Below are 23,161 nucleotides of genomic sequence, written 5' to 3'. Positions count from 1 at the left end.
GCCCGCGCACGCGAAGAGGCCCGCCGACCGGACGGTCGGCGGGCCTTCTTCTCGGGTCTCAGCCCGCGTCGGCGATCTGGGCGAGGCGGCGCTTGACCTCCTTGGCGCTGGGGTTGGTCGCGGCCGTGCCGTCGGGGAACACCAGGGTCGGGACCGTCTGGTTCCCGCCGTTCACGCTCATCACGAACTCGGCTGCCGCGGGGTCGCGCTCGATGTCGACCTCCACCATCTGGATGCCGTCCCGGGCCAGCTGGCTCTTCAGCCGCCGGCAGAACCCGCACCAGGTCGTGGTGTACATGGTGAGCTGGCCGGCCGCGCCCTTGGCCCGGTCGGTCGTCGGCGTCGCCATCGCTTCCGCGTCTCCTTGCGCTCGGGGGTGTGCCTCCGCAAGAACAGTAGACAGCCGTTTCCCATTCCGCGCTGTCCACAGGCGGCGGGATGGCTGATACAGGTGGGGCGGGCTGCGAGTATGGGGGAATGTCAGCTGAGTCGGTGCTGGAGGGACTCGACCCCGAGCAGCGGGCGGTCGCCGAGGCGGTGAAGGGCCCGGTGTGCGTCCTCGCGGGCGCCGGGACGGGCAAGACCAGGGCCATCACCCACCGGATCGCCTACGCCACCCTCACCGGCGTCGTGACGCCGCAGCGGGTGCTCGCCGTGACGTTCACCACACGGGCGGCGGGGGAGCTGCGCAGCCGGCTGCGCCAGCTCGGCGCGCCCGGCGTGCAGGCCCGCACGTTCCACGCGGCCGCGCTGCGGCAGCTCCACTACTTCTGGCCGCGCGTCGTCGGCGGCGAGCCGCCGAAGATCGTCGACTCGAAGATCGGGCTGGTCGCGGACGCGGCGCGGGCGTGCCGGCTCACGCTCGGCCGCACGGAGCTGCGCGACGTCGCGGGCGAGATCGAGTGGGCGAAGGTCACCCAGAACCGCCCCGAGGACTACCCGGCCGCCGTCGTGAAGGCGGGCCGCCGCCCGCCCGCCGAGGTCGTCGACGTGGCCCGCGTCTACGCGATGTACGAGCAGCTCAGGCGCGAGCGCAACCTGCTCGACTTCGAGGGCATGCTGGAGCTGACCGCCGCCGTCCTCACCGAGCACCGCGAGGTCGCCAACCAGGTCCGCGAGCAGTACCGGTACTTCGTCGTCGACGAGTTCCAGGACGTCAACCCGCTGCAGAAGATGCTGCTCGACACCTGGCTCGGCGACCGCGACGACCTGTGCGTCGTCGGCGACCCCAACCAGACGATCTACTCCTTCACCGGCGCGTCCCCCTCCCACCTGCTCGACTTCACCCGCGAGCACCCGGACGCCAAGATCGTCAGGCTCGTCCGCGACTACCGCTCGACGCCGCAGGTCGTCCGGCTGGCGAACGGGGTGATCGGGCAGGCGCGGGGCGCGCGGTACAGGCTGGAGCTGGTCGCGCAGCGCGAGAACGGGCCCGAGCCCGTGTTCAACGAGTACGACGACGAGGTCGCCGAGGCCGACGACGCCGCCCGGCGGGCCCGCAAGCTCATCGAGGAGGGCGTCCCCGCGCGGGAGATCGCGATCCTGTACCGCATCAACGCGCAGTCCGAGACGTACGAGTCGGCGCTCGCGGCCGTCGGCGTCCCGTACGTGCTGCGCGGCGCGGAGCGCTTCTTCGAGCGGCCCGAGGTGCGCGAGGCGGTGGTCCGGCTGCGCGGCGCGGCCCGGGCGGGCGCCGACGCCGAGACCGACGGGATGGGGCTGATCCAGACCGTCCGGCACGTCCTGAGCGGGGCGGGTTTCTCCGACCGGCCGCCCGAGGGCGCGGGCGCGGCCCGCGCGCGCTGGGAGTCGCTCGCGGCGCTGGCGCAGCTCGCCGAGGACATGGCCGCCGACAACCCCGGGGCCGGGCTCCCCGACTTCGTCTCCGAGCTGGAGGAGCGCGCCGCCGCGCAGCACGCGCCGCCGCTGGAGGGCGTCACGCTCGCGTCGCTGCACGCCGCCAAGGGCCTGGAGTGGGACGCGGTGTTCCTCGTCGGGCTGGCCGAGGGCACGCTGCCCATCGTCTACGCCAAGACGCCCGAGCAGATCGAGGAGGAGCGCCGCCTCCTGTACGTCGGCGTGACGCGGGCCCGCGTGCACCTGAACCTGTCGTGGGCGCTGGCCCGCTCGCCCGGCGGGACGCAGGCGCGCCGCCCGTCCCGCTTCCTCGACGGCCTGACCGGCAAGACCACCACGCACACGCCCGCGCGCGTCGACCGGTCGAAGCGGCGTCCCGCCAAGGGGCCGCAGCCGTGCCGCGTCTGCGGGCGCCCGCTGACCGCCGCCGTCGAGCGCAAGCTCGGCCGCTGCGAGGACTGCCCCTCCGAGCTGAACGAGGAGCTCCTCCTCGCGCTCAGGGAGTGGCGCGCCGGGGTGTCGGCCGAGCAGAAGGTGCCCGCGTACGTGGTGTTCACCGACGCGACGCTCCAGGCGATCGCCGAGCACGCCCCCGAGTCCCTGGAGGACCTGGCCGGCATCCCCGGCGTCGGCAGGGTCAAGCTCGACCGCTACGGCGACGCCGTCCTAGGCCTCTGCGGGCACTGACACCACCGGGGTGAGACGCGGCTCACTCGTGCCGATAGGGAAGACTGGCCGCCGTGAAGGAATCGCTGAAGGCACTGCTGGACCTGCTCGACCTGGAGCAGATCGAGAACGACATCTTCCGCGGCCGCAGCCCCGAGGAGCGGCGGCAGCGCGTGTTCGGGGGGCAGGTGGCCGGGCAGGCGCTCGTCGCCGCCGGGCGCACCGTCCCCGCCAACCGGCCCGTCCACTCGCTGCACGCCTACTTCATCCGGCCCGGCGATCCGCTGGTCCCGCTCGTCTACACCGTCGACCGGGTCCGGGACGGGCGGTCCTTCACCACCCGCCGCGTCACCGCCGTCCAGCACGGCAAGGCGATCTTCACGCTGTCGGCGTCGTTCCAGATCCACGAGGACGGACCGTCCCACCAGGCCCCGATGCCGGACGCCCCGGCGCCGGAGACGCTGCCGGACGGCCTGACCCGCCTCACGCCGCTGTTCGGCGAGGTCGGCGCGCGCGAGTTCGTCACCCGCCGCCCGTTCGACATCCGGCACGCGACGCCGCTGACGTGGGAGGCGGCCAAGGACCCCGCCCTCGCCACGCCCGAGTCGAAGGTGTGGCTGAAGGTGGACGGCGAGCTGCCGCACGACCCGCTGCTGCACGTGTGCCTGATGACCTACGCCTCGGACATGACGCTGCTCGACACCGTCCTGCTCAACCACGGGCTGGCCTGGGGCGACAAGCGGACGATGGGCGCCAGCCTCGACCACGCGATGTGGTTCCACCGGCCGTTCCGCGCCGACGACTGGCTGCTGTACTACCAGGACACGCCGTTCGCCGGCGGCGCCCGCGGGCTCGCCCGCGGGCAGGTGTTCACCCGCTCGGGGGAACTGGTCGTGTCGGTCATGCAGGAGGGCCTCGTCCGGGTCTCCGACACCGAGCGCGAGCGTCCGCGGACCCGTCCGTGAGATGATCGTTCCGTACGAGGCTCCCGGGAGCTTCGACGCTCGCGGGGCGTCCCGGGTTCGGCGGAACGAGGGTGAAGTCCCCCACGAAACCGCAGGTCAAAAATATCTTGCTTGATTCGGCGGAGTCGCCGTACGCTCAACGCGAGCAATCAACCGGCCGTCCGGTGTGGATCTTGAATCCGCCGGCCCCGGCCCGAGGAGCCAGAGAGGTGGTGTGCAGTCCGGTGAGCAACACGTTGATCAAATCCGCGTCGTCCTGGACCGCGGCCTGCCCCGGCACCTCGATGCTCGGCACCTCCGTGTCCCGCGCCCCGATGACCCGTCTCTCGAAGCCCGGCGAGTCCGTCGCGTATCTCGAGGCGTCCGTCGTCGAGACGTCCGCGCCGCGACAGCGTGAGCGCGGCATGTGGCGGCGCGACGAGCGCGGGCTGCGCGGCACGAATCTGCGTGATCTGCGCTTCGAGCAGCGAATCCAGGACGACCAGGGGTGCAGTGTCCTCGAACACCTCGTCGAGGACATGAGCGCTCCGGCTCCGGCCACGGCCCACACGGGCGTCACCTTCACGGGTGGCGTGTCGGGTCCGTATCCCTGGAGGCGACGACCGGTCTAGAACGAAGACCGGCAAGCCCCCAGGCCGCGGATCCAGACACCGGATCCGCGGCCTTCTTCTTTGTCCAGACCCACCGACACGCCCGTTGAGATCCAACGAGAGGAACAAGGGTGACTGTGATGCAGGGGGCTCTCGCAGTAAGCGAGGAGGACCTCACGCTTCCGTGCCGGACCGACCCGGAGCTGTTCTTCGCCGAGGCTCCCGCCGACGTCGAGCTCGCCAAGGCCCTGTGCCTGGAGTGCCCGCTCCGCAAGGAGTGCCTCGCCGGGGCGCTGGAGCGCAAGGAGCCCTGGGGTGTCTGGGGCGGCGAACTGTTCGTCCGCGGTGTGATCGTGCCGCGCAAGCGGCCGCGCGGCCGCCCGCGCAAGCACCCGCGGCCCGACGAAGTGACGGTGTGAGGGCGACGATGCCCGCCACGCCGATGATCGGCCGGACCGACCCCGGAGGCGCGGCCCCCGCGCGGGGACCGCGCCTCCGGGCGGCCGAGGAGAACGAGATGACGATGCTCAGCGAGATGACGATGCTCAGCGAGATGACGTTGCTCAGCCAGGACCTGTCCCGGGAGCGAATACCGGCGACCGCGCCCGACGAGCTCGCCGCCCGTGTGGTCGCGCTCAGGCGCGCCCGTCGGGAGGCGCGGACGAGGGCGTCGCGGGTGCGGCGCGTGCTGCTCGCCCCCACCGCGGGCGGTGACGCGTACGCGCACCCGCAGCGGCCGCGGCACCGGGACTGACGCACGAACGGGGAGATGACGCAGGACTGACAGGCGTGGAGCCCGCGGGTCGCAGGCCGCCGTCCGTTCTTTCTTGGATGGTTTGGCGGACGGCACGCCTCCCGGCGGGCGCGTGGAGCGCGTCCGGTGGCCCACTCACCGGACCGCGCGAAGAGCGGGGCCCCGCACACCTCATCAGTGCGCGGGGCCCCCGAGCCTTTCCGGGCGGAGGGTCAGCCGCCGACCAGCTCGCCGTCGGCGTCGTCGGCGAAGCCGGGCACCCACTTCAGCGACTCCGCACGGGCCGGGATCTCGCACTCCAGCTGGCACAGCACGCCGGTGCCCGCCGACAGCACCCGGTGGATGATCACGTATTCGGGCGGCAGGTTCAGCTGCCGGACGACGTTGGACGGCCGCAGGTCGGTGACCCGGGCGGCCATGTCGCGCAGCCACTCGCGGTTGAACCGGAACGTCTCGGTGACGAACGGCTCGGTGATCGGCGCGAGGAACGCCTGCAGCGACTCGGCGTCGATCTCCACGCCCTCGCGGATGAAGTCCTCCCGGCGCAGGGCCTCCTCGACCTCGTCGATGTCGGCCATGGTGCCGATCCGCAGCAGCAGCCCGAGCCGCTTCTGGAACCCGCCGGGGATGCGGTCGACGGCGCCGAAGTCCAGGACGCCGAGCCGGCCGTCCTCCAGCAGCCGGAAGTTGCCGGGGTGCGGGTCGCCGTGCAGCATCCCCGACCGCTTCGGCCCCGACAGCAGGAACCGGCAGTACAGCAGGGCCGCGTGGTCGCGGGTCTCCTGGTCCCCGTCACTGATGATCTTCGAGAGGGCGGTGCCGTCCATCCACTCGGTGATCAGGATGTTGCCGGACTGCGCGATGACCTCGGGGATGGCGAAGTCGGGGTCGTCCAGGTACGCCTCGCGGAACCGGGTCTGCGACTCGGCCTCGATCGTGTAGTCGAGCTCCTCGACCACCCGCTCCTTGAGCTCGGCCAGCATCGACTTGACGTCCAGGCCCGGCATCAGCACCCCGAACAGCCGGCCCAGCCGGGCGAGCTGGTTGAAGTCGCTGATGAGCGCCTTGCCCGCGCCCGGGTACTGCACCTTCACCGCGACGGCCCGGCCGTCGTGCCAGACGGCCCGGTGCACCTGGCCGATCGACGCGGCGGCGGCCGGCCGGTCGTCGAACGACTCGAAGTAGTCCCGCCAGTCCTCCCCGAGGAACTCCTCCAGCACCTTGTGGACGGTCGACACCGGCAGCGGCGGAGCGGCCTCCTGCAGCTTGGTCAGCGTGGCCCGGTACGGCCCGGCGATCTCCGGCGGAAGCGCCGCCTCGAAGATCGACAGCATCTGGCCGAGCTTCATCGCGCCGCCCTTGAGCTCGCCGAGCACCTTGAACAGCTGCTCGGCGGTCCGGGTCTGGATCTCCAGCGCGACCGTCTCCGCCGGGCGGCCGAGCGTCCGCTTTCCCATGCCGAGGGCGGTGCGTCCCGCGAAGCCGATGGGGAGGGACGCCAGCTTTGCTGACCGCGTCACCGCGCGGCGGGGAAGATCGCTCACGCCGACCATTGTCGATGATCCACTGTCGTTCACGCCACAACCATCCCGAACTCTCCCCGGAGCCGGAACCGGCCCACCCGTCTGACCTGGTCAAACGCGGTAAGTGTGCGCTTTCTCACGCGGGGGAGGGGCCGCCCGGCCCGCGGCGCGGCGGGCGCGGTACGGTGCCGGACATGTCCGCGGAGCCTGCCGATGTGCTGCTGATCGAACGCCGTCCCGACGGGGTCGCCGTCCTCACCCTGAACGACCCCGGCCGCCGCAACGCGATGGCGGACGACCTCACCGCCGCGTGGAAGCGGGCCGTCGAGGACCTGCGCGCCGACGCCGGCCTGCGCTGCGTCGTCGTCACCGGCGCGGGCACCGCCTTCAGTTCCGGCGGCGAACTTTCCTGGCTGGCGGGCACCGGCGACGTCGCCGTCCCGCCGCTGCGCGACCGGATGCTGGAGTTCTACCGGACGTGGCTCGCGATCCGCGGCCTGGAGGTGCCGACGATCGCCGCCGTCAACGGGCACGCCGTCGGCGCCGGCCTCTGCCTCGCGCTGGCCTGCGACCTGCGGTACGCGGCCCGCGACGCCAAGCTGCTCGCCCCCTTCACCGCGCTCGGCCTGCATCCCGGCATGGCCGCGACCTGGCTGTTCCCCGAGGTCGCCGGGCTGCCGCTGGCCCGGGAGATGCTGCTGGCCGGCCGGGTCCTCACCGGCGCCGAGGCCGCCGGGCACGGCCTGGTCAACCAGGCCTTCCCGCGCGAGGACGTGCTCGCGGAGTCCCTCGCCGTCGCCGCGCGGATCGCCGCGCAGGCGCCGATCGCGACCCGGCTCACCAAGGTCGCCCTGGCGAACGGCGGCCACCCCGACATGGAGTCGGCGCTGCGCTGGGAGTCCCTCGCCCAGCCGGTGACGATGGCGTCCCGGGACATGCGCGAAGGGCTCGCGGCGCAGCGGGAGAAGCGCAGCCCGCAATTCTCAGGTGAGTAAAGTGCGCGGGCACACTGCCGCGGCCCTCCGCCGAGATTGGTGGAAGCGTTGGAGAACTGTCCAAAACGTAGGGGTTGACCTGCGGTAACGTCAAACACCCCCTGTGGATTCGGCAAAAATTCGAGTACGGTTCTGACCGTGCCCCCTAACGTTGAGGTCCGCCGGAGCCCGAGGCGCAGGCGCACCGTGTCCGCCTACCGTGAGGGCGACAAGGTGGTGGTGATGGTTCCGTCCAGGCTGAGCAAGGCCGAAGAGGAACAATGGATCGCGACCATCCTCGAACGCCTCGCGGAGAGGGAGCGCCGGCGGCGGCCCACCGACGCCGACCTCCAGTCCCGTGCCCGCGAGCTGTCCCGCCGCTACCTGGCCGGCCGCGCCGACCCGGTCAGCGTCCGCTGGGTCGCCAACCAGCGCGCCCGCTGGGGATCGTGCACCCCCGACGACGGCACCATCCGGCTGTCCACGCGGCTGCGCGGCATGCCCGGCTGGGTCGTCGACTACGTCCTGGTCCACGAGCTGGCGCACCTGCTCATCCCCGGGCACGGCGCCGACTTCTGGCAGCTGGTCGGCAACTATCCGAAGGCCGACCGCGCCCGCGGCTACCTGGAGGGCGTCGCCGCCGCCGCCCACCTGCCGCTCGAAGCGGACGTACCCGACGACGTGGCTGACATCCACCACGGCGACGGGCTGCACCCCGGCGAGGAGTACCCGCACGAGGCCGCCGGGTGACCGACCAGGTCACCGCGAGCCCGGCGCCCGAAGGCCCCGCGCGCTGCGCCGCCGTGCTCTCCTGGCCGTCGCGCCGCTCCGCCGTGCCGCCCGGCCTCGACCCGGAGGACTTCCGGCTCGCGCTGCTCGAAGACACCTACGAGGTCGTCGCCGGACTCGAACTGGTGACGCCCGCGCTCGTCCTCGACCCGCCCGACCAGCCGGACGCCGAGGCCGTCACCTGGCCGGGCACGCCGATCGTCCGCGAGGCCACCCTCGCCGGGGCGTTCGCCGCCCTGCACGCCCTCGGCGCCGGGACCGCCGCGCTGGTCGCCCCCGACGCCCCCGACCTGCCGCCGCTGCTGCTCGGCAAGCTCTTCCGCGCCCTCGGCGCCGCCCCGGCCGCCGCCTGCCGGGCCGAAGGAGGCGCCGGCGGGAACGGCCTGGTCGCCCTCGCCGCCCGCCTGCCGCTGCCCGGCTGGCTCGCCGGCGCCCTGCGCGAGATCGACCTCGACACCCCCGACGCCCTCGCCCGGCTCCGCGCCGCCGCGCCGCGCCCGGGCCTCGTGCCGCAGGGTCCCGGCTGGCACCGCCTCCGCACCCCCGACGACCTGCGGTTCCTGGACCCCGGCCTGGAAGGCTGGGAGAGCACCCGCGCCCTCCTGGAAGGCCACCCGCTCGGCCGCTGACCGGCGCCCGCCGCCGGGCCCGCGGGCGTCAGACGCCCGCGGCCACCGCCCGGGCCACCAGCCGCCGGACCGCCGCGTCGGCCGAATCCGGTAGATCGTCCACCGGGAACCAGCGGAGATCGTCGGACTCGTCCGAGATCGCGTGCCGTGCACCCGGCGGAGCGACCGCGACGTACTGCACGTCCAGATGCCAGGTCCCCTGCGGATGGCAGTGGACCTCGTGCCGGTCCAGCTGCACGGGCCCCGGCACCAGCCGCAGGCCCGCGATGCCCGACTCCTCCGTCGCCTCGCGGAGCGCCGCGCCCGCGAGCGCGAGATCGTCCCGCTCGCAGTGCCCGCCTAGCTGGAGCCACGCCTTGACCTTCGAATGCAGCGTCAGCAGCACCCGGGTACCGGACGCGTCGAGCACCGCGGTGCTGGCGGTGATGTGCCCGTCCGCGCACTCGCGCCACAGGCCGTCCGCCGGATGCTCCTCCAGGTGCCGCAGGAACTCCAGTCGCAGCCCGTCCTGCCCGGGATCGGGCGCCTGCCAGGACGAGAGGACGCGCACGGCGTCGCCGTGAAGGGCCCCGGACGTCACGGCCGCGTGCCCGGCGAGCGCCTCATGTGCGGCCGACGCGCGGGTAGCGGGAGTTGGCCGGGTGGCGGCGGCGCCGCTCCTGGTCGAGCGGGCGCTGCCAGCACAGGCTCGCCCGCGCGACCCGCCGCCGGATCGCGTTCGTGGACGAGCCGGGCTCGTACCGGCAGCCGTTCACCCGCGACGGGCGCGACGGGCTCATGCGCGCGGCCCCTCGTCGCCGGGCCCCCGCTCGCCGCCGGGACCACCGCCGTCCGGCTCCTCACCGGCGTCGCCGGACTCCTTCTCGTCGGGCTTCTCGTCGGGCTTCTCGTCCTCGTCGAGACCCCTGGTGAGCTTGGACAGGTCGATGTCGGACAGGCCCTCGATCTCGTCGCGGCCGTGGACGAAGCCCTCCGGGTCGTCGAGGTCGTCGGACGTCGGCAGCAGGTCGGGGTGCTCCCAGACCGCGTCCCGGCCCTCCGTGCCGCGCGCCTCGGTCAGCGACCGCCACAGCGCCGCCGCCTCCCGCAGCCGGCGCGGCCGCAGCTCCAGGCCGACGAGCGTCGCGAACGTCCGCTCCGCCGGGCCGCCCGTCGCGCGGCGCCGCCGCACCGCCTCCGCCAGCTTCACCGAGCCGGGCAGGCGGCCCTGCGCGGCCTCGTTCACGACCGTGTCGACCCAGCCCTCGACCAGCGCCAGCGTCGTCTCCAGCCGGGCCAGCGCCGCCTTCTGCCGCGGCGTCTCCTCCGGCTGGAGCTGGATCTCCCCGCCGAGCGCCTCCTGGATCGCCTCCGGGTTGCTCATGTCGAGCCCCTGCACGGCCTGCTCGATGCCCGACAGGTCGACGGTGATCCCGCGCGCGTACTCCTCGACCGCGCCCAGCAGGTGCGAGCGCAGCCACGGCACGTGCGCGAACAGCCGCTGGTGCGCGGCCTCGCGCAGCGCCAGGTAGAGCCGCACCTCGTCGAGCGAGACCTCCAGGCCCTCCCCGAACGCCTCGACGCCCGCGGGCAGCAGCGCCCCGACGCCGTCGGGCGCCAGCGGCAGCCCCACGTCGGCGGAGCCGGTCACCTCGCGGGCCAGCCCGCCGAGCGCCTGCCCGGCCTGCCCGCCGACCATCGCCCCGGCCATCTGCTTGACCATCCCGATCAGGGGGCCCGCCATCGCCTGCATCTCGGCGGGCATCTCGCCGCCGCCGAGCGCCCCGCCCATCGAGTCGACCATGCGGGACGCGATCGGGTCGCACACCTTCGCCCACACCGGGAGCGTCTGCTCGATCCACTCCGACCGGCTCCACGCCTGCGGCGCGCGGATCCCGGCGGGCAGCGTCGTCCGCTCGTCCAGCCACAGCTCCGCCAGGCGCAGCGCCTCCTCGACCTGGCGGCGCTCGGTGTCGACCACCGACGGGTCGCCCTGCTCCACCACGGTGTGCCGGGCGATGTTCTTGGCCAGGTCCCAGTTCAGGGGGCCGCCGCCCTCGCCGCCCGCACCCTGCGCGCCGATCATGTCCGCGAACCGGTGCAGCATGTCGGCGAACTGGGCCATGTCGCCGCCCATGCCCTTGAACGGATCCTGGGGCCGGTCGTCGTCGTCGCCGTCCCCGGGACGGTTGAAGCCGAACGGAGTGTCACTCATCGGTTTGCCCCTGGGATGCATGATGGGCTCATATCCGCAACGTTAGCCGGTCCCGGCAAGGTCGCGTACTCAAGGAAGGGGGCACCTCCGTGGCAACGGGCAAGGTTCGCCCTCGGCGTAGCAAGGGCCCGGTCGTCGCCGTCACCGGCGCGGCCACCGGCGCGGGGCGGCTGCTGGCCGCCCGGCTCGCCGAACGGGAAGAGATCCGCAAGGTCGTCGCCATCGACGGGCACCGCGGCGACGTGCCCGGCGTCACGTGGCGTGTCGTCGACATCAGGGATCCGCTGCTCCCCGGACGGCTCGCCGACGTCGACGTGATCGTCAACCTGGACCTGGAACGGTCCCCGGACGTGGACCCGCGCGAGCGCCGCACCCACAACGTCCGCGGCGCCCAGACCGTGGTCACCGCCGCCGCGGCGGCCCGCGTCCGGCGCGTGGTCCTCGTCACGTCGGCGATGGTCTACGGGGCGGGCCCCGGCAACGACGTGCCGCTCGGCGAGGACGCGCCGCTGCTCGCCGAGGCCAGCACCTCCATCGCCGGCGACTACCTGGAGATCGAGGAGCTGGCCGCCACCGCGCACCTCACCCACCCCGGCGTGGAGGTCACCGTCGTCCGCCCGGCGGCGCTCGCCGGACCCGGCGTGGACACCGTCGTCACCCGGCACTTCGAGGCGCCCCGGCTGCTGTCGGTCAAGGGCAGCACGCCCGGCTGGCAGTTCTGCCACATCGAGGACCTCGCGTCCGCCCTGGACGTCGTCGTCACCGAGAACGTGCCCGGCCCGCTCGCCGTCGGCTCCGAGGGCTGGCTCGGCCCCGAGGAGGTGGCCGAGATCACCGGCAAGCGCACCATCGAGCTGCCCGCCGCCCTCACCTTCGGGATGGCGCAGCGCCTGCACCGGCTCGGCATGACGCCCGCGCCCGCCACCGACCTGCACTACGTCGCCTACCCGTGGGTCGTGGACTGCGCGCGGCTGCGCGCCGCCGGCTGGAAACCCCTCCACGACAACGCCGGTGCCCTGCGCGCCGTCATGGAGGAGACCGCCGGACGGCACGCCGTCGTCGGCCGCCGCGTGGGCGGCAAGGAGGCCACCATGGCCACCGCCGCGGGAGCCACCGTCGCCGCGATCGGCGCGGCGGCCGCCATCCGGCGCGCCCGCAAGCGCCGCCGCTGAACCCCCGGCGCCGGCCGTCCGTCCCGGCCTGGCCGGACGGCCGGCGCCGTCAGCTCGCGGACGGGGTGGCGCTGGGCGAGGCCGACGGCGACCCCGACGGGCTCGGCGACGGGCTGGGGGAGGCCTTCGGCGGCTCCTTGCCCGCGGCCGACAGCGCGGCCTGCGCGTCCTTGATCCGCTTCCAGGCCTCGCCCATGCCCGGGTAGTCGCCCTTCTTCTGGGCGCTCTCGTAGTCGGCCACGGCGGCCTTCAGATCCTCGATCGCCTTCTGCGCCGGCGCGCTCAGCTGCTGGCCCGGCGGCACCGGCGACCCCGGCTGCGGCGGGGCGGCGCTACTGCCGCTGCCTCCGAGCACCTGCTTCAACGCCTCGTCGAGCGTGTCGGCCGCGGCGATGCCCTCCCCGTACCGCACGAGGATCTTGCCGCGGATCGGGTAGGGCTGCTGCTCCGAGCCGCCCGCCGCCTTCGTGTACATCGGCTCCACGTACAGCAGGCCGCCGCCGAACGGGATCGTCAGCAGGTTGCCCGGGACGGTCTTCGTCCCGCCCTGCCGCAACGCGAACAGATCGGCCTTCACCTTCGGATCGGTCTCGAAGGAGTTCTGCACCTGCCCCGGCCCCGACGGCTGCGCGTTGCGCGGCATCTGCAGGATCTGGATCTGCCCGTAGTCGCGCCCCGGCGTCGACCCCACCGACATGAACGCGGCGAGCTGCGGGTTGCCGCGCGGGTTGAACACCGTGGTCAGCGAGAAGGACTGGGCGTCCTGGCCCGGCATCCGCAGGCTCTGGTAGTAGGGGGGCTGCTGCCTGCCCTTCGCGGACGGGTCCTCGGGCACCTCCCAGAAGCCCTCCCCGTTGTAGAACGCCGACGGGTCCGTCACGTGGTACTTCGTGAGGATCTTCCGCTGGACCTTGAACTGGTCCTGCGGGTAGCGGAAGTGAGACTCCAGCTCCGGCGGGATCGACGACCGGGGCTGCACCGTGCCGTCGAACACCTTCATCCACGTCTTGGTGATCGGGTCGTTCTCGTCCCACTGGTACAGGTGGACGGTGCCGTCGTAGGCGTCCACCGTCGCCTTCACCGAGTTGCGCAGGTAGTTGATGTGGTCGTTGGCCTGCCGCGCCACCGCCGACCGCGTGTCGGTGATCGTGTCGCGGGTGGCCTCCCCGAGGCTCATCTCCTCCGAGTACGGGTAGCTTCCCGACGTCGTGTAGCCGTCCACCACCCACAGGATGCGGCCGTTGACCACCGTCGGGTACGGGTCGCCGTCCAGCGTCAGCCACGGCGCCGCCTTCTGCACCATCTGCCGCGGCGACCGGTCGTAGAGGATCTTTGCGTTCTTGTCGATCGCGCCCGACAGCAGCAGGTTCTTGTCCTGGAACTTCGCCGAGTACAGCAGCCGGTGCGCGAACGAGTCGACGGGAACGCCGCCCTGCCCGTCGTAGGTGCTGCTCTGCTGCCCCGAGGGGCTGTTGTCCGGGTAGTTCAGCTCCTGCTGGCCGCGCCCGCCGACCACCGAGTACCGCGGCGAGCGCTCCCCGAAGTAGATCTCCGGCTGCGCCACCTTGATCGGCTGGTTCGGGGACGCCGGCATGTCCGGGGTGATGAAGGCCGGCTCCGTCGAGTCGAAACGGTCGCCGTAGGCGGAGACGAACCCGTAGCCGTGCGTGTACACCATGTGGTCCTTCACCCAGCTGCGCTGCCCCACCGGCGCCCCGGACAGCTCGCGCAGCGCCACCACGGTGTCGACGAGCTTGCCGTCCACCTGGTAGCGGTCGACGTCCAGGGTGTCGGGGAACCGGTAGAACGGCCGGATCCGCTGCAACTGCTGGAACGTCTCGCCCACCACGTTCGGGTCGAGGACGCGCACCCCGCTCTGCCCGAGCTTGGCGGCCTCGTCCTGGAGGGCCTTCTTGTCGGTCACCGGCTGCGACCCGTACGGGACGACCCGCGCCCCGTCCACCCCATAGGCCTTGCGCGTGAACTCGATGTTGCGCTGGATGTACTGGCGCTCCCTGGCCAGCTCGTCGGGCTTCACCTGGAACTGCTGGATCAGCAGCGGATACACCCCGCCCAGCAGGATCGCCGACAGCACCAGCAGCGTGAACCCGACACCCGGCAGCATCATGCCGCGCCGCAGCAGGTTGCTGAAGAACATGGCGGCGCACAGCAGGGCGATCACGGCCAGGATCGTCTTCGCCGGAAGCAGCGCGTTCACGTCCGTGTAGGACGCCCCCGTCGCCACCCCGCGCTCCGAATGCACCAGCCCGTACCGGTCGAACCAGTACGCGACCGCTTTCAGCAGGATGAACAACCCGAACAGCACCGACAGGTGCGCCCGCGCGGGCGGGCTCGCCTTGTCGCCCGGCCCCTGCAGCCGCAGCCCCCCGTACAAGTAGTGCACCATCACCGCGGCCAGGATCGAAAGGATCACGGTCGCGAAGACCACCCCGATGACGAGGCGCAGGAACGGATACGTGAAGACGTAGAACGAGACGTCCTTGTGGAACTGCGGATCCTTCACGCCGAACGGCGTCCGGTTCAGGAACGCCAGCCACACGGGCCACTGGCCCGCCACCGACGACCCCGTCAGCATCCCCAGCACCCCGAGCAGCCCCCACGCGATCAGCCGCCGCCGCGGGTCGATCACCGCCCGGTAGCGCTCCAGGCCCTGCTGCTCCACCGACAGCGGGCGGTACGCCGGGCGCAGCCGGTACGCCACCACCACGTTCGCGCCCACCACCAGCGCCATCAGCAGCCCCGCCCCGAAGAACAGCACCGCCTTCGCCCGCAGCTGCGTCGTGTAGACCGACGAGAAGCCGATCGAGCGGTACCAGAGCAGGTCCGTGTACACGGCCGTGAAGACCAGGAACGCCATCAGCAGCGCGGCCAGCGCCACCAGCGCCGGCAGCAGCGGCCGCGTCCGTCCGGTACCGAGCCGGCGCCCGAAACCGGGAGTCCGGAAGGTCAAGTGGCCCCTCCGATCGAGGATCTCTCCCACCGGCCGCCCGGCGGTGCTGTAGATGCAACTTACCGACTGGGACGGGGGTTCCCGCACTTCCCCGTGCTGAATGGGGGAAAGATGGGCCTGTGAGTCTTCTGGAAGAAGTCGTGCTGGACCTCGAACGTCACTCGGCCCAGGAGGGCTGGGACAGCGCGCCGCGCATCTACGCCCTCGTCCGCAGCTCCGAACTGCGCCGCGCCGAACCCGAGCTCGCCGAGCAGCTCGGCCTGCAGGAGGGCGCCGACACCCTGGCCGCCCTCGAACAGCCCGCCCTGCCCGACCAGGCCGGCGTCGAGGACGCCCTCGCGACCATCGCCTGGCCCGACACCGTCGAAGGCTGCGCCCTCGTCCTGGAACGGATCGTCCTGCCCCCCGAGGTCGAGGAGGAGATCCCCGAGGACGAGGCCCAGGCCGCCGAGTTCGCCGCCTCCCACCCCCGGCGCGAGGACGTGCGCATGATCGTCGGCGTGCTGCGCGGCGGCGCCCGCCACTCCGCCCTCCGGCTCCGCCGCCACGACACCGACGACGAGCTCCTCACCGGGCCCGACCTCGTCCCCGCCCTCGCCGAGGCCCTCGCCGCCACCCTCGAACCCGACGAGCCCGGCGCACCCGCGTGAAGCCGGCCGCGGCCGGGAGGTAGCCTGCGGGACGTGAGCCAAAGCGCTACCGGCGGGGACGCCATCCGGCTGATCGGCGTCCGCGACACGCCCCTGTCCATCGACGAGGTGTACGCCGCCGTCGGCGCCCCCGGCGCCGGCGGCACCGCCGTCTTCGCCGGCACCGTCCGCGACACCGACCACGCCCGCGCCGTCACCGCGCTCTCCTACAGCGCCCACCCCACCGCCGAACGCGAACTCCGCGCCGTCATGGAGAAGGTCGCCGCCGACTACCCAGTCCTCGGCCTCGCCGCCCTCCACCGTGTCGGAGACCTCCGCATCGGCGACATCGCCGTCGTCGTCGCCGCGTCCTGCCCCCACCGCGAAGAAGCCTTCGCCGCCTGCCGCCGCCTCATCGACGACCTCAAGGCCCACGTCCCCATCTGGAAGCACCAGACCTTCGCCGACGGGGGAGACGAGTGGGTCGGAGCCTGCTGAGGGCGCGAACCGCATAGAGTTTCCGGCATGTCTCGTCGTGCCGCCACGCTCACCCTCGCGAGCGTGCTCGTCCTCGTGCTCGCCGTCATCGGCTCCGTCATGCGCGTCCCCTACGTCGCCCTGATGCCCGGCCCCACGAGCAACACCCTCGGCACGAACGACAAAGGCCAGCCCCTCATCAGGATCGAAGGCCGCCAGACCTACCCCGACCAGGGCCACCTCAACTTCACCACCGTCACCTACCGCGGCGGCCCCGGCGGACGCATCGACCTGTTCACCGCCCTGCGCGGCTGGATCGCCGGCGACACCGCCATCGTCCCCGAAGAGACGATCTTCCCGAAGAACGAGTCGCCCAAGCAGGTCGACCAGGAGAACACCCGGGCGATGCAGGACTCCCAGCAGAACGCCGAAGCCGCCGCCCTCCACGAACTCGGCGTCCCCGTCACCACCCGCGTCGTCGTCGACGGCGTCCAGAAGGGCCGCCCCGCCGACGGCGTCCTCGAACCCGGCGACGAGATCAACGCCCTCGACGGCGCCGCCGTCACCAGCGTCTCCCAGGTCACCGGCACCATGGCCAAACGCCCCATCGGCGCCCCCGTCACCCTCGACTACACCCGCGACGGCAAGAAGGCCAAGGCCACCCTCAAGACCGTCGCCGACCCCAGCGGCAAACGCGCCGTCGTCGGCATCGTCCTGTCCGACCAGTACAAGTTCCCCTTCAAGATCGACATCAGCATCGGCGACATCGGCGGCCCCTCCGCCGGCCTCATGTTCTCCCTCGCCATCGTCGACAAACTCACCCCCGGCCCCCTCACCCAGGGCAAGTTCATCGCCGGCACCGGCACCATCACCCCCGACGGCAAGGTCGGCCCCATCGGCGGCATCCAGCAGAAGATGATCGCCGCCCGCAGGGCCGGCGCCACCGTCTTCCTCACCCCCAAGGACAACTGCGCCGACGCCGCCGGCTCCCGCCCCGACGGCCTCCGCCTCGTCCGCGCCGACACCCTCCACGACGCCGTCCAATCCCTCAACGCCCTCACAAGCGGCAAAGGCACCGTCCCCGCCTGCACCCGCTGACGCCGCCCGTACGAACCACTCCCTCCGATGCCATAGACTTAAGACATCACCGCGGGGTGGAGCAGTTCGGTAGCTCGCTGGGCTCATAACCCAGAGGTCGCAGGTTCAAATCCTGCCCCCGCTACTGGTCCTAGGGTCCTCCTGGTCGCCGCTCGCGGCTTTCCAGGGGGACCCTTCGCATTTCGCCCGGGGGACGATCCCCCGGAGCCCCCTGTGCCTCCGCCATCCCCCACCCGCCCGCCCCTGGGGCTTCGCCCCTAGACCCCCTCGGGCTTCGCCCTTCGAACCCCCTCCTTGGGCCTCCCCCTATCCGGGGGTGGTGGAAGATTTGGGGGGTGTGATTATGATCGGCCTCCTTGCCCTTACCTGCCGCTTTGCGGCTTTCGGGGGCCTTGTGGGGGAGGTGGCTGCTGGTGTCGGTCGTTGATCGGGCTCGTCGGCACTCGGTGGGGGATCTGCTGCATCGGACGGCGCGGCGGGATCCTCGGAAGCTGGCCGTCGTCAGCGGGGAGCTGCGGGTCACGTACGCGGAGTTCGACGCCGCGGTGAACCGGGCCGCGCACGCGCTGGCGGCGCGGGGGCTCGGCAAGGGGGACCGGCTCGCGCTGCTCAGCCACAACTGCTGGCAGTACGCCGTCACCGTGTTCGCCACGGCCAGGCTCGGCGTGGTGCTCGTCCCCGTGAACTTCATGCTGAACGCCGAGGAGATCGCCTACATCCTCGGGCATTCGGGGGCGTCCGGGATCATCGCGGAGGACGCGCTCGCCGCGACCGCGCAGAAGGCGCTCGACGCGGCCGGCGTCCAGGACGGGGTGCGCGGATGGATCCCGCTGTCGGGCGCCGCGCCGGGCGACGGGTGGGAGGACGTCGACGCCTGGTGGCGCGACGGGCCCTCCACGGCGCCGGACGTCCAGGTCGAGGACGACGACCCGCTGCGGATCATGTACACCTCGGGGACCGAGTCGCGGCCCAAGGGAGTGGTGCTGACCAGCCGGTCCCTCGTCAGCCAGTACGTGAGCTGCGTGATCGACGGCGAGATGGGCGCCGACGACGTCGAGGCGCACACGCTGCCGATGTACCACTGCGCGCAGCTCGACTGCTTCTTCTCCGTCGACGTCTACCTGGGCGCCACCAGCATCATCCTGCCGGGGCCCGACCCGGCGGCGCTGCTGGAGACCATCGAGCGGGAGAAGGTCACCAAGCTCTTCTGCCCGCCGACCGTCTGGATCTCGCTGCTGCGCCACCCCGACTTCGACCGGCGCGACCTGTCGAGCCTGCGCAAGGGCTACTACGGGGCGTCGCCCATGCCCGTCGAGGTGCTCCGGGAGCTGATGCGGCGCCTGCCCGACGTGCGGCTGTGGAACTTCTACGGGCAGACGGAGATGGCTCCGCTCGCCACCATCCTCAAGCCGCACGAGCAGCTCGACCGGGCCGGCAGCGCCGGACGCGCGGCCATCAACGTGGAGACCATGCTCGTCGACGACGAAGGCGAGCCGGTGAAGGCGGGAGAGGTCGGCGAGATCGTCCACCGCAGCCCCCACGCCGCGCTCGGGTACTACCGCGACGAGGAGAAGACCGCCGAGGCCTTCCGGGACGGGTGGTTCCACTCCGGCGACCTCGGGATCATGACCGAGGACGGCTACCTGTCGGTGGTCGACCGCAAGAAGGACATGATCAAGACCGGGGGCGAGAACGTCGCCAGCCGCGAGGTCGAGGAGGCCGTCTACGAGATGGACGGGGTGGCCGAGGTCGCCGTCTTCGGGATCAGCCACCCGCACTGGATCGAAGCCGTCACCGCGGTGGTCGTGCCGAAGCCCGGTGCCGCGCTGACCGTGGACGACATCCATGCCCACGCTCGCGAGCGGCTCGCCCCCTACAAGCGCCCCAAGTACGTCGTTCTCGCGGACGCGCTGCCCAAGAACCCCAGCGGCAAGATCCTCAAGCGGGATCTGCGGGAGCGGCACGCCGGCCTCGCCGTCAGGTGAGGTGGCCGGCGAGTGTCAGGGCCAGGTGCAGGGTCAGGCGGTCCTGGCCGTCGGTGAGGGTGAGGGACGTCAGCTCCTCTATGCGGCGCAGGCGGTGGTAGAGGGTCTGGCGGTGGATGTTCAGGGTCTTCGCGGTCTCCTGGACGTTGCCTGCCAGGTCCAGGTAGGTGCGGGCCGTCGCGGCGAGGTCCTTGTGTTCCAGGAGGCGTTCGGTTCCCGGGGTTTGGGTCGTCTGGGCCAGGGCCTCGTCGCCTGCCGTGCGGAGTAGGCGCAGGACGCCCAGGGACGTCCAGTCGCGGGTCTCGCCCGGGGCGGCGGTGCGGGCCGCCACGCGGGCTCGAAGCCAGCCTTCGTGGACGTCGTCCAAGGTGGGGCAGGGGGAGTACACGCCCGTCTGGACGGGGGCGTTGCGTTCTTCCAGCAGGCGGCGTGCGCGGGCCAGGGCGGCCGGGGCGCTGGCCACGGGGAGGAGCAGGACGTGGTCGCGCTGCCACACCGTCGCCAGGACGGAGTGGGGGAGCAGCCACGGGTTCAGGGGCTCGGGGCTCGGGGTGCGCAGGACCGCCACGGTGAGGGGGGTGTCGACCGCCCCCGCGTCGGTGAGGTCGTCGGCGGCCTGGGTCCGGACGTCGGGGTGCGTGGACAGGAGGTCGGCGACCTTCCAGCCGAGGTCGTCGCGCTCGCGGGCCTCGCGGGCCATGAGGAGGCCCGCGCGCTCGCACAGGGGCATCGCCCTGGCCGCCTGGGGGTCGGTGATGCGCTGCCGGTCGTCCAGCAGCCAGAGGTAGCCGTAGGTGACGTTGTTCCAGCGGACCGGCAGGCACAGGCGGGCGAGCTGGCCCAGCGCGGCGTCCGCCGGGATGCGGACGGGGCCCGCCGCGCGGGCGATGCCGTGGCGCTCGAAGCGGGCGCGGACGGCCTCGGTGGCGCGGCGGTGCAGGATCGAGTCCATCCGGACGGGGTCGATCGTGTCGCCGTGCGCGGCGTAGGCGACCAGGTGGAAATCGCGGTCCTCCAGGGTCGCGGGCGCGCCCAGGAGGTCGGCCGCCTCTTCCACGATCTCCTGGAGGTCGAGTGCCATTCCTGTTCCTTCGTACATCTGTATGAGGACGAGCCACTCTGAAAGTGGCGTTTGACTATAGGGGGTGCGGGGCGGTGCTCCTAACGTGCGAGGTGTTCCTTGACGTTGGAGGGTTCCATGCTCAGCCCGCTTCTCCTCGCCGCCGCGCGCAGCGGACGGATGCGCGATGTCCTCACCTCCGTGCCGCTGACCAGGGGCGTCGTCGACCGGTTCGTCGCCGGTGACGATCTCGACGCCGCGCTCGAGGCCACCGGCGAACTGCGGGGCGGCGGGCTGGAGGTCACCCTCGACCATCTGGGGGAGGACACCCGCGAACCCGCCCAGGCGCGGGCGACCCGGGACGCCTACCTGCGGCTGTTCGAGGCGTTCGAGGAGCGGGGGCTCGCCGGGGGCTCCGACGCGTCGGTGAAGCTGTCCGCGCTCGGGCAGGCGCTGCCCGGCGACCTCGCGCTCGACCACGCGCGGGAGATCTGCTCCGCGGCGGGACGGGTCGGCATGACCGTCACCCTCGACATGGAGGACCACACGACCGTGGACTCCACGCTGGAGGTCCTCGGGAAGCTGCGGGTCGACTTCCCCTGGGTCGGGGTCGCCGTCCAGGCGATGCTGCGGCGCACCGAGGGCGACCTGCGGGACCTCGTGGGCGAGGGGTCGCGCGTGCGGCTGGTCAAGGGCGCGTACGCCGAGCCCGCGTCGGTCGCGTTCCAGAGCAGGCACGAGGTGGACCGCGCGTACGTCCGGGCGCTGCGGCGGCTCATGACGGGCGACGGGTACCCGATGGTCGCCAGCCACGACCCGCGGATCATCGAGATCGCGCTGTCCCTGGCCGCCGAGCGGTCGCCCGCCTCCTACGAGTTCCAGATGCTCTACGGGATCCGGGCCGCCGAGCAGCGGCGGCTCGCGCAGGCCCACCGGATGCGCGTCTACGTCCCCTACGGGGCCGACTGGTACGGCTACTTCATGCGGCGGCTCGCCGAGCGGCCCGCCAACCTCACCTTCTTCCTCCGTTCGTTCGTCTCCCGCTAAGGAGTTTCCATGGACGCCGTCACCAACGTTCCGACGCCGGCGAACGAGCCGGTGCGCGGCTATGCGCCCGGCAGCGCCGAGCGGGCCCGGCTGGAGGCCAAGCTCGCCGAGCTGACCGCCGAGACCCCGATCGACCTGCCCATGACGATCGGCGGCGAGCGGCGGCTCGGGGCGGGCGCCAAGGTCGCCGTCGTCCAGCCGCACCGGCACGCGTCGGTCCTCGGCACGTTCGGCACCGCCACCGAGCAGGACGCGCGCGACGCCGTCGCCGCGGCGCTGGAGGCCGCGCCCGCGTGGCGGTCGATGGCCTTCGACGACCGCGCCGCGATCTTCCTGCGGGCCGCCGACCTGCTCGCCGGGCCGTGGCGGGAGACGCTGCTGGCCGCGACGATGCTCGGGCAGTCCAAGACCGTCCAGCAGGCGGAGATCGACAGCCCCTGCGAGCTGGTCGACTTCTGGCGCTTCAACGTGCACTTCGCCCGGCGGATCCTCGCCGAGCAGCCGATCAGCGGCCCCGGCGTGTGGAACCGGTCCGACCACCGGCCGCTGGAGGGCTTCGTCTACGCGATCACCCCGTTCAACTTCACCGCGATCGCCGCGAACCTGCCGACCGCGCCCGCCCTGATGGGCAACGTCGTGGTGTGGAAGCCGTCGCCCACGCAGACCTACTCCGCCGTCCTGCTCATGAGGCTGCTGGAGGAGGCCGGGCTCCCGCCGGGCGTCATCAACCTGGTGACCGGTGACGGGCTCGCGGTGTCGGACGTGGCGCTCCAGCACCCCGACCTCGCCGGAATCCACTTCACCGGCTCCACCGCGACGTTCCAGCACCTGTGGAAGACCGTCGGCGCCAACATCGAGAAGTACCGGAGCTACCCGCGGGTCGTGGGGGAGACGGGCGGCAAGGACTTCGTCGTCGCGCACCCGTCCGCCGACCCGGCCGTGCTGAAGACGGCGCTCGTCCGCGGCGCCTTCGAGTACCAGGGCCAGAAGTGCTCCGCCGCGTCCCGCGCCTACGTCCCGCGCTCCATCTGGGAGAACGGGTTCAAGGAGGAGCTGGCCGCCGAGGTCGACGGCCTCACCATGGGCGACGTCGCCGACCTGTCCAACTTCATGGGCGCCGTCATCGACGAGCGGGCCTTCGCCAAGAACAAGGCCGCCATCGAGCGCGCCCAGGGCGACCCGGACGTCGAGATCGTGGCCGGCGGGACCTGCGACGACTCCGTCGGGTACTTCGTGAGGCCGACCGTGCTCGTGTCCGGTGACCCCGAGAACGAGATCTTCCGGACCGAGTACTTCGGGCCGGTCCTCGGCGTCCACGTGTACGACGACGAGCAGTACGACGCGATGCTCGCCCAGATGGAGTCGGTCGCCGACTACGCCCTGACCGGCGCGGTCATCGCCACCGACCGGGCCGCGGCGGCGCACACCGCCGAGGTGCTCCGGTACGCGGCGGGCAACTTCTACATCAACGACAAGCCCACCGGCGCCGTCGTCGGGCAGCAGCCGTTCGGCGGCGCGCGGGCCTCCGGCACCAACGACAAGGCCGGCTCGGTGTTCAACCTGCTGCGCTGGACGTCCCCGCGCTCCATCAAGGAGACGTTCGTCCCGCCGACCGACTACCGGTACCCGCACATGGGGTAGCCGCCCTCCCGGCCCTGGCGGGCCCGCACCCGGACGGGTGCGGGCCCGCGGCCGTGACCAGGGCAGGACCCCCTTACTGGTCACAGCTAGTATCAGGCCATCACTATGGGTAACCTTTGAGGTGTGGGAAAGCGTGCGAC

At 72.4% G+C, this 23,161-nt stretch carries 22 protein-coding genes and 1 tRNA gene; 16 read left to right on the top strand and 7 right to left on the bottom strand.

Annotation, left to right across the window (positions count from 1 at the left end):
* Nucleotides 1-58: 58 nt before the first annotated feature.
* Complete coding sequence (locus BJY14_RS11880; RefSeq protein ID WP_179843664.1) at nt 59-349, bottom strand: mycoredoxin; 291 nt, start codon at nt 347-349, stop codon at nt 59-61.
* Nucleotides 350-477: 128 nt separating this feature from the next.
* On the opposite strand from BJY14_RS11880, the gene BJY14_RS11875 reads away from it, so the two are divergent.
* From BJY14_RS11875 to BJY14_RS11855, 5 genes are all read left to right on the top strand, one after another.
* Nucleotides 478-2,544 carry an ATP-dependent DNA helicase UvrD2 gene (locus BJY14_RS11875; RefSeq protein WP_179843663.1) on the top strand — a complete coding sequence of 689 codons (2,067 nt, stop codon included), beginning with the start codon at nt 478-480 and terminating at the stop codon, nt 2,542-2,544.
* A 53-nt stretch (nt 2,545-2,597) separates the two neighbouring features.
* Nucleotides 2,598-3,488 carry an acyl-CoA thioesterase II gene (gene tesB, locus BJY14_RS11870; protein ID WP_179843662.1) on the top strand — a complete coding sequence of 297 codons (891 nt, stop codon included), beginning with the start codon at nt 2,598-2,600 and terminating at the stop codon, nt 3,486-3,488.
* A 71-nt stretch (nt 3,489-3,559) separates the two neighbouring features.
* Nucleotides 3,560-4,099 carry a hypothetical protein gene (locus BJY14_RS11865; protein ID WP_179843661.1) on the top strand — a complete coding sequence of 180 codons (540 nt, stop codon included), beginning with the start codon at nt 3,560-3,562 and terminating at the stop codon, nt 4,097-4,099.
* Nucleotides 4,100-4,218: 119 nt separating this feature from the next.
* The gene (locus BJY14_RS11860) at nt 4,219-4,497 is read left to right on the top strand and encodes a WhiB family transcriptional regulator (RefSeq protein WP_131877072.1); all 279 of its coding nucleotides are present in this window, start codon (nt 4,219-4,221) and stop codon (nt 4,495-4,497) included.
* Nucleotides 4,498-4,505: 8 nt separating this feature from the next.
* Entirely contained in the window at nt 4,506-4,832 is a 327-nt protein-coding gene (locus BJY14_RS11855; protein WP_218905302.1) for a hypothetical protein, read from the top strand.
* A gap of 212 nt (nt 4,833-5,044) precedes the next feature.
* Here BJY14_RS11855 and BJY14_RS11850 read toward each other — a convergent pair whose 3' ends face one another.
* Nucleotides 5,045-6,376 (bottom strand): ABC1 kinase family protein, encoded by a 1,332-nt coding sequence (locus BJY14_RS11850; RefSeq protein ID WP_179843659.1) that lies wholly within the window; start codon nt 6,374-6,376, stop codon nt 5,045-5,047.
* A 173-nt stretch (nt 6,377-6,549) separates the two neighbouring features.
* Between BJY14_RS11850 and BJY14_RS11845 the strand changes: the two genes are divergently transcribed.
* The 3 genes from BJY14_RS11845 to BJY14_RS46460 all read left to right on the top strand — a co-directional run bounded on the left by BJY14_RS11845 (nt 6,550) and on the right by BJY14_RS46460 (nt 8,747).
* Nucleotides 6,550-7,350 (top strand): enoyl-CoA hydratase/isomerase family protein, encoded by an 801-nt coding sequence (locus BJY14_RS11845; protein WP_179843658.1) that lies wholly within the window; start codon nt 6,550-6,552, stop codon nt 7,348-7,350.
* Nucleotides 7,351-7,488: 138 nt separating this feature from the next.
* On the top strand, nt 7,489-8,079 hold the full coding sequence (locus BJY14_RS11840) for a M48 metallopeptidase family protein (protein ID WP_312879150.1): 591 nt from the start codon (nt 7,489-7,491) through the stop codon (nt 8,077-8,079).
* The gene (locus tag BJY14_RS46460; protein ID WP_218905299.1) at nt 8,076-8,747 is read left to right on the top strand and encodes a hypothetical protein; all 672 of its coding nucleotides are present in this window, start codon (nt 8,076-8,078) and stop codon (nt 8,745-8,747) included. Before BJY14_RS11840 ends, BJY14_RS46460 begins: the two co-directional genes overlap by 4 nt.
* Nucleotides 8,748-8,775: 28 nt before the next feature.
* On the opposite strand, the gene BJY14_RS11830 is transcribed toward BJY14_RS46460, so the two are convergent.
* The 3 genes from BJY14_RS11830 to BJY14_RS11820 are packed head-to-tail and all read right to left on the bottom strand — an operon-like array spanning nt 8,776 to nt 10,941.
* Nucleotides 8,776-9,297: an NUDIX hydrolase gene (locus BJY14_RS11830; protein ID WP_179843657.1), complete on the bottom strand. Its 522-nt coding sequence runs from the start codon at nt 9,295-9,297 to the stop codon at nt 8,776-8,778.
* A 52-nt stretch (nt 9,298-9,349) separates the two neighbouring features.
* Nucleotides 9,350-9,526, bottom strand: coding sequence for a hypothetical protein (locus tag BJY14_RS11825; protein ID WP_179843656.1), 177 nt, complete (start codon nt 9,524-9,526; stop codon nt 9,350-9,352).
* Nucleotides 9,523-10,941, bottom strand: a complete 1,419-nt coding sequence (locus BJY14_RS11820) for a zinc-dependent metalloprotease (protein ID WP_179843655.1) — start codon at nt 10,939-10,941, stop codon at nt 9,523-9,525. Before BJY14_RS11820 ends, BJY14_RS11825 begins: the two co-directional genes overlap by 4 nt.
* 89 nt (nt 10,942-11,030) lie before the next feature.
* Between BJY14_RS11820 and BJY14_RS11815 the strand changes: the two genes are divergently transcribed.
* On the top strand, nt 11,031-12,113 hold the full coding sequence (locus BJY14_RS11815; RefSeq protein ID WP_179843654.1) for an NAD-dependent epimerase/dehydratase family protein: 1,083 nt from the start codon (nt 11,031-11,033) through the stop codon (nt 12,111-12,113).
* Nucleotides 12,114-12,162: 49 nt separating this feature from the next.
* On the opposite strand, the gene BJY14_RS11810 is transcribed toward BJY14_RS11815, so the two are convergent.
* A complete protein-coding gene (locus BJY14_RS11810) occupies nt 12,163-15,084 on the bottom strand; it encodes a UPF0182 family membrane protein (protein ID WP_179843653.1) in 2,922 nt (973 codons plus the stop codon).
* 119 nt (nt 15,085-15,203) lie between these two features.
* Between BJY14_RS11810 and BJY14_RS11805 the strand changes: the two genes are divergently transcribed.
* The 5 genes from BJY14_RS11805 (at nt 15,204) to BJY14_RS11785 (ending at nt 19,273) form a co-directional block, all read left to right on the top strand.
* Nucleotides 15,204-15,734, top strand: coding sequence for a PPA1309 family protein (locus tag BJY14_RS11805; protein ID WP_179843652.1), 531 nt, complete (start codon nt 15,204-15,206; stop codon nt 15,732-15,734).
* Nucleotides 15,735-15,767: 33 nt separating this feature from the next.
* Nucleotides 15,768-16,211 carry a molybdenum cofactor biosynthesis protein MoaE gene (locus tag BJY14_RS11800; RefSeq protein WP_179843651.1) on the top strand — a complete coding sequence of 148 codons (444 nt, stop codon included), beginning with the start codon at nt 15,768-15,770 and terminating at the stop codon, nt 16,209-16,211.
* Nucleotides 16,212-16,238: 27 nt separating this feature from the next.
* A complete protein-coding gene (locus BJY14_RS11795) occupies nt 16,239-17,288 on the top strand; it encodes a YlbL family protein (protein WP_179843650.1) in 1,050 nt (349 codons plus the stop codon).
* A gap of 50 nt (nt 17,289-17,338) precedes the next feature.
* Nucleotides 17,339-17,412 (top strand) — tRNA-Met (locus BJY14_RS11790).
* Nucleotides 17,413-17,701: 289 nt separating this feature from the next.
* Nucleotides 17,702-19,273 (top strand): acyl-CoA synthetase, encoded by a 1,572-nt coding sequence (locus tag BJY14_RS11785; protein WP_312879149.1) that lies wholly within the window; start codon nt 17,702-17,704, stop codon nt 19,271-19,273.
* Here the strand turns inward: BJY14_RS11785 and BJY14_RS11780 are convergent.
* Nucleotides 19,266-20,354 (bottom strand): PucR family transcriptional regulator, encoded by a 1,089-nt coding sequence (locus BJY14_RS11780; RefSeq protein WP_179843649.1) that lies wholly within the window; start codon nt 20,352-20,354, stop codon nt 19,266-19,268. The genes BJY14_RS11785 and BJY14_RS11780 overlap by 8 nt on opposite strands.
* A gap of 117 nt (nt 20,355-20,471) precedes the next feature.
* Here BJY14_RS11780 and BJY14_RS11775 point away from each other — a divergent pair, with 117 nt between their 5' ends.
* Together BJY14_RS11775 and pruA are read left to right on the top strand one after the other, a co-directional pair.
* Nucleotides 20,472-21,380: a proline dehydrogenase family protein gene (locus BJY14_RS11775; protein WP_179843648.1), complete on the top strand. Its 909-nt coding sequence runs from the start codon at nt 20,472-20,474 to the stop codon at nt 21,378-21,380.
* Between the two features lie 9 nt (nt 21,381-21,389).
* Entirely contained in the window at nt 21,390-23,021 is a 1,632-nt protein-coding gene (gene pruA / locus BJY14_RS11770; RefSeq protein ID WP_179843647.1) for an L-glutamate gamma-semialdehyde dehydrogenase, read from the top strand.
* Nucleotides 23,022-23,161 lie beyond the last annotated feature (140 nt).

Origin of the sequence: Actinomadura luteofluorescens, from assembly GCF_013409365.1 — a bacterium.
GTDB classification, from domain to species: Bacteria; Actinomycetota; Actinomycetes; order Streptosporangiales; family Streptosporangiaceae; genus Spirillospora; species Spirillospora luteofluorescens.
This window is presented reverse-complemented; position numbering and strand designations above follow the sequence as displayed.

What these genes read in the sequence shown, in the direction of transcription:
- BJY14_RS11795 (WP_179843650.1), top strand. Translation starts at nt 16,239, where the DNA reads ATGTCTCGTCGTGCCGCCACGCTCACCCTCGCGAGCGTGCTCGTCCTC.
- BJY14_RS11860 (WP_131877072.1), top strand. Translation starts at nt 4,219, where the DNA reads ATGCAGGGGGCTCTCGCAGTAAGCGAGGAGGACCTCACGCTTCCGTGC.
- BJY14_RS11875 (WP_179843663.1), top strand. Translation starts at nt 478, where the DNA reads ATGTCAGCTGAGTCGGTGCTGGAGGGACTCGACCCCGAGCAGCGGGCG.
- BJY14_RS11825 (WP_179843656.1), bottom strand. Translation starts at nt 9,526, where the DNA reads ATGAGCCCGTCGCGCCCGTCGCGGGTGAACGGCTGCCGGTACGAGCCC.
- pruA (WP_179843647.1), top strand. Translation starts at nt 21,390, where the DNA reads ATGGACGCCGTCACCAACGTTCCGACGCCGGCGAACGAGCCGGTGCGC.
- BJY14_RS11845 (WP_179843658.1), top strand. Translation starts at nt 6,550, where the DNA reads ATGTCCGCGGAGCCTGCCGATGTGCTGCTGATCGAACGCCGTCCCGAC.
- BJY14_RS11820 (WP_179843655.1), bottom strand. Translation starts at nt 10,941, where the DNA reads ATGAGTGACACTCCGTTCGGCTTCAACCGTCCCGGGGACGGCGACGAC.
- BJY14_RS11775 (WP_179843648.1), top strand. Translation starts at nt 20,472, where the DNA reads ATGCTCAGCCCGCTTCTCCTCGCCGCCGCGCGCAGCGGACGGATGCGC.
- BJY14_RS11855 (WP_218905302.1), top strand. Translation starts at nt 4,506, where the DNA reads ATGCCCGCCACGCCGATGATCGGCCGGACCGACCCCGGAGGCGCGGCC.
- BJY14_RS11880 (WP_179843664.1), bottom strand. Translation starts at nt 349, where the DNA reads ATGGCGACGCCGACGACCGACCGGGCCAAGGGCGCGGCCGGCCAGCTC.
- BJY14_RS11780 (WP_179843649.1), bottom strand. Translation starts at nt 20,354, where the DNA reads ATGGCACTCGACCTCCAGGAGATCGTGGAAGAGGCGGCCGACCTCCTG.